Genomic DNA, 13,486 nt, shown 5'->3' with positions numbered 1-13,486 from the left:
CTGTAGACAGAATCTTTCCGGACAATATGTCATTTGGGAGGATAGTTTGGGTGGCTCAGAGATCGCCCTACTCTGCTCATTACTTCAACTCTTCCCCACGGGCACCAGCGCAGATTCTCGTCGAGGAATGTTCACTGTCAAAAAATCTGCTGCCATTTCTGTGTTTGGAAAGATCGATCGCGCTTCCAGCAGCAGATCCTTCGGTTCAATCGAATTGCCTGGAGCGTAACGGGGGCTGAGGTGGGTGATAATCAACTGCTGCACTTGGGCTGCTAAGGCAACTTGTGCCGCCATTGTTGAAGTGGAATGTAACCGCTGATAGGCAAGCTCTGCATCTTGATGGGCAAAGGTTGCTTCATGAATTAGCACATCTGCATCTTGCGCCAACGCGATCGCAGAGTCACAAAAAACCGTATCCGTGCAATACACCAGCTTGCGTCCAATCAGAGTTGGTCCACAAAAATCTGCCCCATTCACTTGCTTGCCATCGGGCAGCGTAACCTGTTCTCCCCGCTTCAGTTTGCCGTAAAGCGGACCCGATGGAATACCCAACGCAGCGGCTTTTTCCACATCAAAATGCCCCGTCCGATCTTTTTCGGTCACTCGATAGCCAAAAGCAGGCACCCGATGCTTCAGCAATTCGCAACTGACCGTATACTCTGCGTCTTCATAAATCACGCCTGGACTGACGGTATGCACCTTCACCGGGTAAGAGAAATGAGTTTGAGAATAGCGGCGGCAAGCCTTAAGGTATTCCTCTAAATCTGGTGGTCCGTAGATATCAACATGTTCCATATTTCCCGCTAGCCCGCAGCTTGCCAACAAACCCATCAACCCAAAAATGTGATCACCATGCATGTGGGTGACAAAAATACGGGTCAGTTGACTAACTTTGAGATCACTACGCAACACTTGATGCTGGGTGCCTTCGCCACAGTCAAACAGCCATAGTTCTGCCCGTTGCGGTAATCGCAGTGCCACGCTTGACACGTTACGGCTGCGTGTCGGCACTCCAGAACTGGTTCCAAGAAAAGTAATCTGCACTGAGCCTCGTTCCTTATTCAATGCCGACTTAACTTATAGTGACATTTTTGCAATGGTTGGGAGCAAATTAGGTCAATTTGCGTCTGATTCGTTGAGTCGGATAGGGATACAGCGAACATTCCGTACAGCTTCAAGAAATTTCACAAAGCTGGTTGGAACGCTAAATAAGGTGAACTCAACTGACCCAATCTGATATGTCACCACACATCTAGCGAATTAGTCTAGCTCTAAGTATGGCTGAATGCCAAATCTTCCGGTGAATCAAGAGGCTCCTGTGTAAAGAAATTGAGTTACATTAAGCAACGTTGCTGTGAAGGTTGGGTGAAGCAGCCTGAGTTCAACAAAGCAAATAAAGCAAATTTTTGAGTGACGGTTGGTTGTGAGTATGCAGCCTATTGTTTGAGTTTTAGGGTGTAACAAGCCTGCAAGCAGCCAATTTATGGGATATGAGGAGAATGAAAGAGATGCAGCTAAAGGGGTTTTCCCAAACTTTTCTATCTTACAAAGCCTCACTGATTCAATTTGGTAAACAGACCTGGTGGTTCTCTGCGCTCTGCTGTGTGGCGATCGCGACTCCTGTTCAAGCGAGCGTCGAAATGCGAGTTGGCATTGAAGAATCGGTATCCCAGGTAACGGTGGGCAGTTCTACACGAGCCTTGGTGCGAGATAGCGCAGGGCGGGATCTGGGCGAAATTGCGGCAATGAATGCTTTTGTTGCCCAACCTGCCAATGGCAAAGTGAAAGTCGATCGCTGGCAATCGACCCAAATTTGGATTGAGCCGACGGCAGGGGGCTATGTGTTCATTGGCGATCGCTGGTATCGCGGCAGAACCCGTGTGGTTCCTACTGCCAAAGGGCTAACCGCAGTGAACTATGTGGATTTAGAACAATATCTTTACAGTGTTTTGGGCGGCGAAATGTATCCCTCTTGGCCAATTGAAGCCTTAAAAGCCCAGGCAGTCGTTGCCCGTTCCTATGCGTTATATCAGCGGCAAAGTACCGCAAATAACTTGTACGATGTCGGCGATACAACTCGATCGCAGGTGTATAAAGGCATTTTAGATGAAGCGGCTTCTACGCAAACAGCAGTGAATGCTACAGCAGGACAAGTGCTAATTCACCAGGGGAAAATCATTGAGGCAGTGTTTCACTCGGCTTCAGGTGGACATACCGAAAACGTCGAAAACGTCTGGATGCGTCCTTTACCTTATCTCAAAGCGGTTCCAGATTTTGACCAGGGTTCCCCAGAATTTGAATGGGTTAAAACCTTTTCCCGTAGTGAATTGAGTGCCCGAATTACGGGAGTCGGGAATATTATTTCGATGGAGCCGGAGAAAACTACGCCTCATGGACGAGTTAGAACGATGCGAATTGTAGGGGATGCTGGGACTCGCACGATGACGGGAGACGCTTTACGCAATGCTTTAAATTTGAAAAGCACTAAATTTAAAGTGCAACCCGCGTATGATGAGGCATCTGGAAAAGGCAAACAACAGGCGATCTCGACCTTTAAAGTGAAAGGTGGGGGATATGGTCATGGGCTGGGGATGAGTCAATGGGGCGCTCACAATTTGGCACAGAAAGGAATTGGCTATCAGCAAATCGTTCTGCACTACTACAAAAATACAATCCTTGCCAAAATCGATCCTAAGTAAAGCGCTTCAAAAAAGCTGCGTAGTTTTAACTTCTAGGGGTGCTGTAGCAAAATTAGGTAAATTGTTTTAGCAGCGAGAGTGTGAGGTGGACGAGCAAGAAGTTCAGTTAGAGGCGATCGTTCAGCAAATTGGAGAAGCCGTTTTAGCAACTGTGGAAACGGTTGACCGATTATCGGAGCGGGTAGATTCTTTGGCAAATCAAGTGCAGCAGCAGGGCTACCAGATTTTTGCCCTGAGTGATACGGTGCAAACTTTGGCTGAAGCGCAGGAAGAGTCTCTAAAGCGCTTAGATCGGCTAACGGATAATTTAGAACGATTGGTGAATGCGTTTGAACAACCAGACGAAGGGTCAACTTAAAGCATCTACCATTGCTTGAACGATCGCCAATAGGGACGACCGTACCAAAAGATGCCGACCAACAATCCACCAATCTGAAGTTGCTCGACGTTAAACAAACCATTACCGAGCGGCGACCAGCCTTTGATTAAAAACGCGACTACCATGCATAGGACTAATCCCCAAAGGCTGCCTGCGCGAATACTGGCGCGATCGATGTGTTCTAATATCATCACGGATAGAACTCCTAGCCCGAAGGCGATCGCGCATTCTGTCAGCAACCCTAATGGGGGATTAAACAAGAGTTGTAAGGCGGCGTTGACTTGGGGAAATTGCAGCCCAAAGGCGATACTAAACTCCAACAGTGTCACAAACAACACTATAAGAATGGTGGCTTGAGCCAGCGATCGCCAGGGTAAGCGCTTGAACTGCTCGATTGGATCTCCCATTTATTTCAACCTTTACCCAAAGTGGGTCATACCGTTTTGAGTTTTGAGTTTTGAGTTTTGAATTGTAGAAGCTTTACTCAGTCACGGTCTCAATCTAAAATCTGTCGCATTCTTTATTTAATTGGTGTCAATTTTATGCATCACAGGAAGCCTATTTACGCTTAAATGCTTCCTGTGATGCTCTTTACGTGTGATGCTCCGTATGAAATTGAAACTAGCTCTGTGCTGGAACTGTTTCCGCAACTTGGGCTGACTCTACAGGAATTTCGCTTTTCTGCGCCGAAATCGGTTCTTCTTGTTGCAGTGCAGCAAATAAGCGATTAAGCGCATTGACATAGGCTTGGGCGGAGGCAACCACAATATCAGTGTTGGCGGAGTGCCCAGAGAAAATGCGATCGCCATTCCGGAGGCGAATTGTGACTTCCCCGATCGCGTCAATTCCCGCAGTCACGGACTGCACCGAAAACTCAATCAGTTCATTCGGCACCGTCACCACACGATTGATTGCTTTATAGATTGCATCAACAGGTCCCGTTCCGATCGCGGCATCGGTCAACTCTTGACCATCAGGCATTCTCAGAGTCACGGTTGCCGTGGGGGAAGCATGATCGCCGCAGGATACTTGAACTCGCTCTAGCCGGAATAAATCTGGCGCTTGCTGAGTTTCATCATGGACGATCGCCTCTAGATCCCAATCGGTGATTTCCTTTTTCTTGTCCGCCAATTCTTTAAAGCGCACAAAGGCTTTGTTGAGATCTTGATCCGTCAAATCAAAGCCCAATTCTTTCAGCCGAGTCCGAAAGGCATTGCGACCCGACAACTTGCCCAACACAATTTGATTATCGGTTAAGCCAATCGACTGAGCATCCATAATTTCGTAGGTCAGCTTGTTTTTCAACACGCCATCTTGATGAATGCCAGATTCGTGGGCAAACGCATTGGCACCGACGATCGCCTTATTCGGCTGCACCAACATTCCGGTTAGCGTGGAAACCAATCGAGAGGTTTTGTAAAGTTGGCGCGTGTCGATTTTCGTCAGGGGTGCTTCAGAATCGGCAGGGCGACCTAAAAACGGGTTAAAGTACTGCCGCCGGACGTGCAGCGCCATGACCAATTCTTCCAGTGCGGCATTTCCAGCCCGTTCGCCAATGCCGTTGATCGTGCATTCCAGTTGGCGGGCACCGTTTTTCACTGCTTCCAAAAAGTTAGCCACTGCCAAGCCCAAATCGTTGTGTCCGTGGACGGAAATAATCGCTTGGTCGATGTTTGGGACATTCTCCTTAATGCCGCGAATCAGTGCGCCAAATTCTGTGGGAGTGGTGTAGCCGACGGTATCGGGAATATTGATGGTAGTGGCACCGGCAGCGATCGCCTGCTCCAATACTTCATAGAGAAAATCGGGATCGCTACGAATCGCATCTTCCGGGGAAAACTCGACATCGTTGACGAAGGATTTTGCATAGGCAACCATATCAGCGGCGATCGCCTTCACTTCAGCGCGGGTTTTCCGCAGTTTATATTCCAAATGAATATCAGAGGTAGCAATGAAGGTATGAATCCGGTGATGAGCCGCTGGCTTTACCGCTTCGGCGGCTGCTTTAATATCCGGTCGATTGGCACGAGCTAACCCGCAAATAATTGGACCATCAGCAGTGCCAACGGTGTGAGAAATTTTCTGAACCGCTTCAAAGTCGCCAGGGCTGGAGTAGGGAAACCCGGCTTCAATCACATCCACACCCAGCCTTGCCAGTTGCCGTGCGATCGCCAGCTTTTCGTCCACGTTAAGCGTTGCACCGGGAGATTGTTCGCCATCCCGTAGTGTGGTGTCAAAGATGATAATCCGGTCAGACTGAGACGGAGTGTTCATAAGTTAAACAAGAATCCTATACAAAACAATTGTTCTGATTACTAGCCTACCGCTTGTTTTAAACAGGTTGGCAATAATTCAACGATTTTTATCACATTTTCAATACATTAGAACTCTGTCTAAGTATTTTGGATGATCTACTCTAAATAGTTTGCTTAGACTGCCTGTGTCTCCAGGATCAACTTTTTAAGTTAGATGAAATAATTTTTTTAGTAATCAGTTTTTTCGATTTCTTTGCGAATATCGTTTAAATCGATGTAGTGATCAGTGGCGTTCCGAAGTTCACGAGCAATCATTCCTTCAGTAGAAACTACGATGATGTGTGTGCTTTTACCCCGAAGTAATTCGATCGCCCGCTCAAAATCGCCATCGCCGCTAAATAAAATCACGCGATCGTATTGATCAACGGTATTAAACATATCCACGACAATTTCAATATCCAGGTTTGCTTTTTGTGAGTAGCGCCCCGAATTATCATCGTAATATTCTTTCAAAATCTTGGTTCTCACAGTGTAACCCAAGCTGATTAGGGCATCGCGAAATCCCCGTTGATCCTGTAAATCTTTCAGCCCTGTATACCAAAACGCATTCACTAAAACGGTATCAGCTTCACGAGTAAAGTGTTCTAAAACGCGCTTTGGATCAAAGAACCACCCATTTTTTTGCTGAGCATAAAACATATTGTTGCCGTCTACAAAAATAGAAAGACGGTTCATCGAATACTGCATAAAGAATCAAAACCTAAAAGTTAAATATTTTAATAGCTAATTGTAACAAGTTACTTTAGAGTAACCAGAATTGCACATTAGCCACTTGTAGAGCGATTCATACCTATAAAAGCTAGAAAGTGTGTGCTTTGTAACTAAACTAAGCTTGCGAGAATGCTGGACTCCAAGCTCTAAGGAGCCAGCATTGTTGAATAATCTTTAATGGCAAGTCATTCACTAAATAATGCTTATTTCAGGGGATTTGATGTGTAATTATTTCCTCAACGAATTCAAATTAGTTCGATTTGTAAAAATAGACTGATCGCTTTCAATTGGGTCAATTAGCAACGTAGGAAGTTTCTAATGATTACTAAAGATTCTACTGAGTAAATTTAGAGAAGTGTATCGCGATCGCAAAAAATAAAATTTTTACTGATGAAATAGCAATGTGAAATAGCAGTGGATCAGCATCCTTCAATTCTGATAGCCCTTTTGCTACTTTAAAGAATTTCGGACAAGAGCTAGCGAGTTGTCTGTGAATCGGCTCTAATAGTATAGGCTTCGTGGCAGGGGTGAAGGATCAAAACAGCCGCTAGAAATAATAGAGTACTTTCAAAATGCTTCTATCAAGTAGGAAAAGAATGCAAGATGAGAGGAGTGATTCAGGGAATCGGTTAATTTAGAATTGCGATCGCTCTACTACTGCCACTTTACTTGTGACAGGTTCACCTCCTTACAGTTTAAGCATGGCAGCCCCTTGTGTGAGTTTTAATTATGCCGCCCGAATCATCACATCCTCAAGCAGAAACGCTGGTTGCTGATTCAACAAAATTTAAGCATCATTGGCGAAATTTTGTTCGCAGTCATTTTGCTGCGTGGCAGCAGATTAACATTTTGAAGGTTTCTACCGTGGGTCATGGACTGCTCACTATCTGCGCCGTTACCGCCGGTTTATCAGTTGTAACTGGCTCAACCCTTTCCCACCTATTAGAGCGGCAGGTGCAATCCTGGTTTTTCAATATTCGTGGCGCTGTTGTCCCGCCTAGTGAAGTCATCATCGTGAAAATCGATGAATATTCTAATTCGCAGGCGAGTAACTATACAGCCGATCCTAAAAAGTATGCTTATTTAGAACCACTGACTACTTCTCCTTGGAAACGAACCGCCTATGCCCAAGCGATCGATCGCCTAATGAGCGCTGGCGCAAAATCTGTTGCAGTGGATCTGATTTTTGACCTGCCTAGCAGTCATGGCACCCAAGATGATCTGCGGCTTCAAAAAACCTTGCAGCGCTATGCGGGGCGCGTCACTTTGCCCATTCAGTATGCTGAAGACAACTTGCCGACGGGCATAGTGCAGCGGGTCATACTCCCTCAAGACCTATTTCAGACGCAGCCTAGCTCAATTGGATCGATTAATTATCCGGTTGAAGCAAATGAGGCAATCCATACGTTTGCTAGTGAATATCCTCGACGAGTGGAGAGCAACTTAGCCCGTGCAGGAAATTTTCAAGATGCCAAAATTTTTGCGCGCATGGCAAACCAGTATCCAACGTTTGCCGAAGCAGCGCTAGATGCAGCTAAGCTCACCTATCAGGCACCCAAGGGCGAAAATATCTTTTTTTATGGTTCTCCAGAAACCTTTACTCAGATTTCCTTTTGGGAATTGCTAGACCCAGAAACTTGGGAGAATCACCGCCGCCAAAAAACGTTTGAGGGGAAGATTGTTTTAATTGGTCCAACAGCCGCATCCTACCAAGATTTTCACTTTACGCCCTTCGGCAAAATGTCTGGGGTAGAAGTGAATGCTAATGCGATCGCCACCCTGCTAGAAAATCGATCCATCTCCACCGCAATTCCCAGTTTGCCCGCCCAAGGGGTCTTTGTAGCAGTATTGGTGTTAGTCGCGGGCTATATGCAAAATCGTGGTCGTAAGATTAGCCCCCTAAGCCGTTTTGCGATCGCGATCGCTTTGGCTTTAGGCTGGGTCAGCATCAGCTATAGCCTGTTTGTCGCGGGACGATTGATTTTACCGACTGCGATTCCAGTTGGGGCGATCGTCCTTAGTGGAGTCTCCTACCTGGTTGTAGGCATTAGGAACGAGAGACTGCAACAACAGCAGGCTGATCAGCAACGGCAGCTTGTTGAGCAGCAACGTCGTCAAGCCCTTCAGCAATACAGTGAATCTCCAGAGGTACAGAATTTTATCCGCGCCAGTGGAGACAGCGATTTGCAAACGGTCATTGATGGGCAAAACCAAGGAATTATTGGCAGAAAGCTAGATGGACGATATGAAGTCTTAGCAGAGCTTGGCTCTGGTGGATTTGGTAAAACCTATAAAGCACGCGATACGTATCAACCGAGTAACCCGCTTTGTGTCGTTAAACAATTGCGCCCCGTCAATACAAAGCCTAGGGCTTTAAAGTTGGCAACAAATTTATTTGCACGCGAGGCTAAAACTCTGGAATTTTTAGGAGAACACGACCAAATTCCGAGGCTCTTAGCCTATCGAGAAGATGAACTTTACCTTGTGCAGGATTATATTGAGGGTCAATCTCTTCAACGGGAACTGATTTTAGGCAAACTACCTGTGCGATTGCCCGAACGCAAAGTGGTTGATATTCTACAAGACCTATTGCAAGTTCTAGAATTTGTTCATGAAGAGGGAGTGATTCATCGAGACATCAAACCTGCCAACATCATTCGACGACAATCAGATGGCAAACTAGTTTTGATCGACTTTGGTGCCGTTAAGGAAATTGAGCGACAACTGGAGCAGGTAGGCGATGCTCAGCTCGTGTATCAAGCAACGGTTGCGATCGGGACTGATGGATTTATGGCACCTGAACAAGCCCATGGACACCCTCGTTTTAACAGTGATGTTTATTCGGTTGGCATTATTGGTATCTTGGCGCTCACTGGCATATCTGCCCAAGATTTGAATCAGACGCGAGACTCTCAAACTTCCGAACTTTGTTGGAAGGAAAATGTCCATGTTAGTCATGCCCTTGCCGAAATCTTAGATAAGATGGTGCGGTTTAACTTTTCAGCCCGTTATCAATCGGCAACTGAGGCTCTAGCTGACTTAGAACCGCTTGCTAGTTTAACCAAGAAATTATGGGAACAGACCAATGCTACGGAGCCTCCCACACCAGAAAATTCACAACTAACTTTAGAAGAAACGAAGGCTTGGCCCCAAACTTTTAGCGCTGATCTTCCTCAGTCTGATGTTGATCTCACTGGTGAATAAATGAATCAACCGATGAGTTACAAAAATCTTTGAGGTATCTGTTAATACTGATGGTCACTTGCTTTAATCATGTAGAGTATCCTGGTCATCCATCCACAAGGCTTCTGTTTGCGAGAGTTCTATTGGTTCTTCTGCGATCGCCCCATTAGGATCACGACGAGTAATAAACGGCAGATAGGCTCCCTTCAAGCCTCGCTTAATGCGCTCCGGGGTGCCTTCAAAAATCACAAATAGGGGATAGGTGCTATCTGCTCCTTCGCTCAAAATATGGCGGTAGCGAAAGGGCATATTCCACTCATAGCCATAACTTAAATGAACTTGGGTCTGTCGCCAACGTCCCAGCAGATCGGAAAAATCTTCGTCTGGACGATGGATAAACACAAAAATTTCGACCCCTGTCTTGATCTTCCACTCTGGATCGCACATCAGAATGGCAACATCACATGGTAAGCCCAGGGTTTTGCCAGATTGCTTGCTACTAGTTCCGCTGAAAGATGCTGCGGAAGCTTGAAGGCGCACGATCGGCAAGGGAATGGTGATTAGGCTTTCGTCGAGGCGGCGCATACTGGGAATCATTTCCAGGTATGGGCGATATTGCCTTAAAAGGGCGATCGCTGCCGTGGCATCGCTATATTCTGCCAAAGCTTCTTCATAGAACACTTTTTGAGTCACCATAATCTCAGTTGCGATTAGCCCAATTTCTCAAACACAGCGAACATCGGTAGATACATCGCTAGCAAAATCGACCCAACCATTCCGCCCAGTAACACAATCATGATGGGTTCCATAATGCTGGTTAGGGCTTTCACCGCTTGCTCCACTTCATCTTCATAAAAGTCGGCGACTTTAGAAAGCATCTTATCCAGTTCTCCTGTTTCTTCCCCAATGCTAATCATCTGAATTGCCATTAGGGGGAAAACCTGTTCTTTCTGCAAGGCGATGCTAATCATGCCACCAGTTTGAATCTCGCGACGGGCTTCGTCGATCGCATTTGCAATAATTTGGTTTCCTGAAGTGTCGCGCACAATTTCCAGACAGGTGAGAATGGGAACTCCAGAGCGAGTTAGCGCTCCAAAAGTGCGGCAAAAACGGGCAGTGGCACTTTTTTGGATCAGGTCTCCAAATAAAGGCATTTTCAACATCATGCGATCAACGGTTTCTCGACCAACCCGCGTTTTGTAATATTGCTTAAAAGCAAACACCAGACCCGCCACTACTGCGATCGTCATTGCAACATTGAAAATATTCTGCACAAAATCGCTGATACCCATCATTGCTTGGGTAAAGGCTGGCAACTCAACGCCAATGTCCTTAAAAATCGTGGCGAAAATTGGCAGTAAGAAACGCACCATGCCGAAAAAGATCAAAATTGCCAACGATCCCACCGTCACAGGATAGGACATTGCCGCTTTAATTTGATTCTGCAAACGGGCTACATCTTCTAAAAGTTTTGCTAAACGGTTCAGAACCTCATCCAGAACCCCGCCCACTTCTCCTGCCTGAATCATGGCGACGTACAGATCATCAAAACACTCAGGATATTTACGCATGGAATCTGATAGACTTACCCCTTGCTGCACATCCGCACTCACCCCCAACAGCGCTCTTTTTAACTTCGGATTTTCGCATTGCTCCGATAAAACTCCCAAACCTCTCACCATTGCTACGCCTGCATTGACTAACGCGGCAAACTGCCGAGAAAACACGGCCTTATCTTTAACCGTCACCTTTGCCATAGAGTCACTCAGACTCTTGAGGCTAAAGTTAAACGACAGTTTTTCCTGCTGCTTGAGTTCTTTGACTAGCAACCCTCTTTCCCTAAAAGAAGCACGGGCTTCTCGAAGAGACTCAGCGACAATTCTTTCGGTTCGGCTGCCGCTACCGTCTTGAACACGAGCAACAAAAGTCGGCATAGCTAAGTACCTGTGAGGTTTGATGGGATGGGTGGATTACAGTGCTATTATGCCGCTTTTGCATGAGATAGCTTGATAAATCCTCATTTTAAGCGGCGTAATTTGTCTAACGTCGTGCGGCACCCGCTTGGGCAGGAGCCGGAGAGTTGCCGATAAGTCGTTGCAATTCATCGGGGCGAGATGTTTTAGACATTGCGGCTTCAAAGGTAATAATATTTTGTTTGTATTGGTTTGCTAGCACCGTTTCCAATGTTTGCATCCCTAATTTACCGCCCGTTTGAATGGCGGAGTAAATTTGGGCAGTTTTTCCTTCTCGAATCAGGTTAGAGATGGCTGGAGTAATAATCATGATCTCCTGTGCCATCTGCCGACCATATTCGTTGGGTTTGGGGCTTTTCTTAGGAACTAAGGTTTGACTGAAAACAGCTACCAAAGAGTTAGAAAGCTGCACTCTTATTTGAGTTTGTTTATCAGCCGGAAATACATCAATGATCCGGTCAATGGTTTGGGAGGCAGAACTGGTGTGGAGGGTGCCAAAAACAAGGTGACCTGTTTCTGCGGCGGTGATGGCGAGAGAAATCGTTTCTAAGTCGCGCATTTCACCCACAAGAATGATGTCTGGATCTTCCCGCAGGGCTGCTTTGAGTGCATTTGCAAAACTTTTGGTATCTTCTCCCAGTTGACGTTGGTGAATCAAACTTTTGATTGGTTCATAAACAAATTCGATCGGGTCTTCAATGGTGAGGATGTGTTCGGCGCGGGTGCGATTGATCAGATCAATCATGGCTGCAAGGGTGGTAGTTTTGCCAGATCCGGTAGGACCGGTCACCAAAATCAGTCCTCTTGGTTTTTCTGCCATTTCTCGCACTACATCAGGCAGTCCTAATTTGTCGAAGTTGGGAATTTTGGAACTGAGCGCTCGAAGGCAAGCGGCATAGGTGCCTCGGTCTTTGTAAACGTTGACTCGAAAGCGGGCGAGTCCTCGTACACCATAGGAGCAATCTAGTTCCCAGTTTTGTTCAAGGTTTTTCCGCTGGGTATTGTTTAACATACTGAAAATAAGGCGTTGGCATTCTTCAGCGGTGAGAGCTTGATCGCCGATGGGCTGGAGGTGACCACTAATTCGGAAGTAGGGGGGCAATCCAGCGGTGAGGTGCAGGTCAGAGCCGCCCATTTCGACTAGCTGTTCCATCAAGTCTTCAATCATTAATTCCATCAGGCTACTCCTTTTCGCGGATGATGTTCTATTGACTGTCTATGAGGTTGTGAGGGTTGTGTGCGATCGCGCAGTTTGAACCGCTTAACATTTTGTCTTCCGATCTGATTGGTCAGGTATTGCAAGTTTCTAGAATACCCACAATCCGGATCAAGTTTTCATCGCTACTCTTGGAAGCGAGGAGTGAGACAATAGGGACAATCTAGCCATTCTTGCTTAAGTTCCGCGCTACAGGTGCGGCAACTCAAAGAACTCTTACGTTTGGTTTTGAGTTCTGATTCCAATCCAGAATCCGTGAAAGTCACCCGTTCGATTTCTTCTAGTGTGGTTTCTCCTTGCCGCACCAAGTTTAAGCTATAGGCGAGTAAGGTTGTCATGCCTTCCTCCACCGCTACTTCTTTTAAGGTGCTAGTGGGTGCGCCTTGGTTAATCAGTGTTTGAACTCGCTCGGTAACCCGCATTACTTCATAAACACCGCACCGTCCTTTATAACCAACCCCATGACATTTCTGGCAAAGTTGCCCTTTCGTGCTTGCCTCTTGTATTTCTTGAGGCTGTAGGGTATTTGCTTTATAAAGCGTCAGTTCACTGTCCCCAGAACTCCTTAAGCCAAACCGAGACAGTTCGTCTTGGCTGGGAATATAGGGAATCCGGCACTCGCTACAAACTCTCTGCACCAACCGTTGAGCAACGACTCCCAGCAGTGCGCCAGAAACCATGAATGGTTCAACGCCCATTTCATCAAGTCGAGCGATCGCGCCAGCCGCATCATTGGTATGCAGAGTCGTTAAAACCAAGTGCCCCGTTAAAGCTGCTTCAATCGCCGCCTTTGCAGTTTCGCGATCGCGCGTCTCACCCACCAGAATTACATCAGGATCTTGTCGCAAAAACGCCCGGAGAATCATCGCAAAATCCATGCCCTTCTCACGAATCACCTGCACCTGGGTTAACCCCGCCAAAGTATATTCAATCCAGGGCGGTTTTATTGTGAGGGTAGGAAAGTGAGGATGGACTGAAATCCTATATCAGTATCAGTCCATGACCCTCAT

The 13,486-nt window shown here is 46.5% G+C and carries 11 protein-coding genes; 3 read left to right on the top strand and 8 right to left on the bottom strand.

Annotated features, from left to right (window positions below):
• Positions 1-84: 84 nt before the first annotated feature.
• Entirely contained in the window at positions 85-1,044 is a 960-nt protein-coding gene (locus AB3R30_RS20520; RefSeq protein WP_458651077.1) for a ribonuclease Z, read from the bottom strand.
• 455 nt (positions 1,045-1,499) lie between these two features.
• Between AB3R30_RS20520 and AB3R30_RS20515 the strand changes: the two genes are divergently transcribed.
• Positions 1,500-2,699: a SpoIID/LytB domain-containing protein gene (locus tag AB3R30_RS20515; RefSeq protein WP_458651076.1), complete on the top strand. Its 1,200-nt coding sequence runs from the start codon at positions 1,500-1,502 to the stop codon at positions 2,697-2,699.
• A gap of 85 nt (positions 2,700-2,784) precedes the next feature.
• Positions 2,785-3,057 carry a hypothetical protein gene (locus AB3R30_RS20510; RefSeq protein ID WP_458651075.1) on the top strand — a complete coding sequence of 91 codons (273 nt, stop codon included), beginning with the start codon at positions 2,785-2,787 and terminating at the stop codon, positions 3,055-3,057.
• A 5-nt stretch (positions 3,058-3,062) separates the two neighbouring features.
• Here the strand turns inward: AB3R30_RS20510 and AB3R30_RS20505 are convergent, their stop codons facing one another.
• The 3 genes from AB3R30_RS20505 to AB3R30_RS20495 all read right to left on the bottom strand — a co-directional run bounded on the left by AB3R30_RS20505 (position 3,063) and on the right by AB3R30_RS20495 (position 6,068).
• A complete protein-coding gene (locus tag AB3R30_RS20505; RefSeq protein WP_458651074.1) occupies positions 3,063-3,485 on the bottom strand; it encodes a hypothetical protein in 423 nt (140 codons plus the stop codon).
• 214 nt (positions 3,486-3,699) lie between these two features.
• Positions 3,700-5,352, bottom strand: coding sequence for a 2-isopropylmalate synthase (locus AB3R30_RS20500; protein WP_458651073.1), 1,653 nt, complete (start codon positions 5,350-5,352; stop codon positions 3,700-3,702).
• A gap of 209 nt (positions 5,353-5,561) precedes the next feature.
• Entirely contained in the window at positions 5,562-6,068 is a 507-nt protein-coding gene (locus tag AB3R30_RS20495) for a LabA-like NYN domain-containing protein (protein WP_458651072.1), read from the bottom strand.
• 765 nt (positions 6,069-6,833) lie between these two features.
• Here AB3R30_RS20495 and AB3R30_RS20490 point away from each other — a divergent pair.
• Entirely contained in the window at positions 6,834-9,308 is a 2,475-nt protein-coding gene (locus AB3R30_RS20490; RefSeq protein WP_458651071.1) for a CHASE2 domain-containing protein, read from the top strand.
• A gap of 63 nt (positions 9,309-9,371) precedes the next feature.
• Here the strand turns inward: AB3R30_RS20490 and AB3R30_RS20485 are convergent, their stop codons facing one another.
• The 4 genes from AB3R30_RS20485 to AB3R30_RS20470 all read right to left on the bottom strand — a co-directional run bounded on the left by AB3R30_RS20485 (position 9,372) and on the right by AB3R30_RS20470 (position 13,396).
• Positions 9,372-9,983 (bottom strand): hypothetical protein, encoded by a 612-nt coding sequence (locus AB3R30_RS20485; RefSeq protein ID WP_458651070.1) that lies wholly within the window; start codon positions 9,981-9,983, stop codon positions 9,372-9,374.
• A 14-nt stretch (positions 9,984-9,997) separates the two neighbouring features.
• The gene (locus AB3R30_RS20480; protein WP_458651069.1) at positions 9,998-11,221 is read right to left on the bottom strand and encodes a type II secretion system F family protein; all 1,224 of its coding nucleotides are present in this window, start codon (positions 11,219-11,221) and stop codon (positions 9,998-10,000) included.
• 106 nt (positions 11,222-11,327) lie between these two features.
• Positions 11,328-12,437, bottom strand: a complete 1,110-nt coding sequence (locus tag AB3R30_RS20475) for a type IV pilus twitching motility protein PilT (protein WP_458651068.1) — start codon at positions 12,435-12,437, stop codon at positions 11,328-11,330.
• Between the two features lie 164 nt (positions 12,438-12,601).
• Complete coding sequence (locus tag AB3R30_RS20470) at positions 12,602-13,396, bottom strand: GspE/PulE family protein (protein ID WP_458651067.1); 795 nt, start codon at positions 13,394-13,396, stop codon at positions 12,602-12,604.
• Positions 13,397-13,486: the final 90 nt, after the last annotated feature.

This window comes from Sivoneniella epilithica UHCC 1019 (assembly GCF_040830845.1).
Classification (GTDB): domain Bacteria; phylum Cyanobacteriota; class Cyanobacteriia; order Leptolyngbyales; family Leptolyngbyaceae; genus ULC077BIN1.
This window is presented reverse-complemented; position numbering and strand designations above follow the sequence as displayed.

What these genes read in the sequence shown, in the direction of transcription:
- AB3R30_RS20515 (WP_458651076.1), top strand. Translation starts at nt 1,500, where the DNA reads ATGAAAGAGATGCAGCTAAAGGGGTTTTCCCAAACTTTTCTATCTTAC.
- AB3R30_RS20505 (WP_458651074.1), bottom strand. Translation starts at nt 3,485, where the DNA reads ATGGGAGATCCAATCGAGCAGTTCAAGCGCTTACCCTGGCGATCGCTG.
- AB3R30_RS20500 (WP_458651073.1), bottom strand. Translation starts at nt 5,352, where the DNA reads ATGAACACTCCGTCTCAGTCTGACCGGATTATCATCTTTGACACCACA.
- AB3R30_RS20495 (WP_458651072.1), bottom strand. Translation starts at nt 6,068, where the DNA reads ATGAACCGTCTTTCTATTTTTGTAGACGGCAACAATATGTTTTATGCT.
- AB3R30_RS20490 (WP_458651071.1), top strand. Translation starts at nt 6,834, where the DNA reads ATGCCGCCCGAATCATCACATCCTCAAGCAGAAACGCTGGTTGCTGAT.
- AB3R30_RS20485 (WP_458651070.1), bottom strand. Translation starts at nt 9,983, where the DNA reads ATGGTGACTCAAAAAGTGTTCTATGAAGAAGCTTTGGCAGAATATAGC.
- AB3R30_RS20480 (WP_458651069.1), bottom strand. Translation starts at nt 11,221, where the DNA reads ATGCCGACTTTTGTTGCTCGTGTTCAAGACGGTAGCGGCAGCCGAACC.
- AB3R30_RS20475 (WP_458651068.1), bottom strand. Translation starts at nt 12,437, where the DNA reads ATGGAATTAATGATTGAAGACTTGATGGAACAGCTAGTCGAAATGGGC.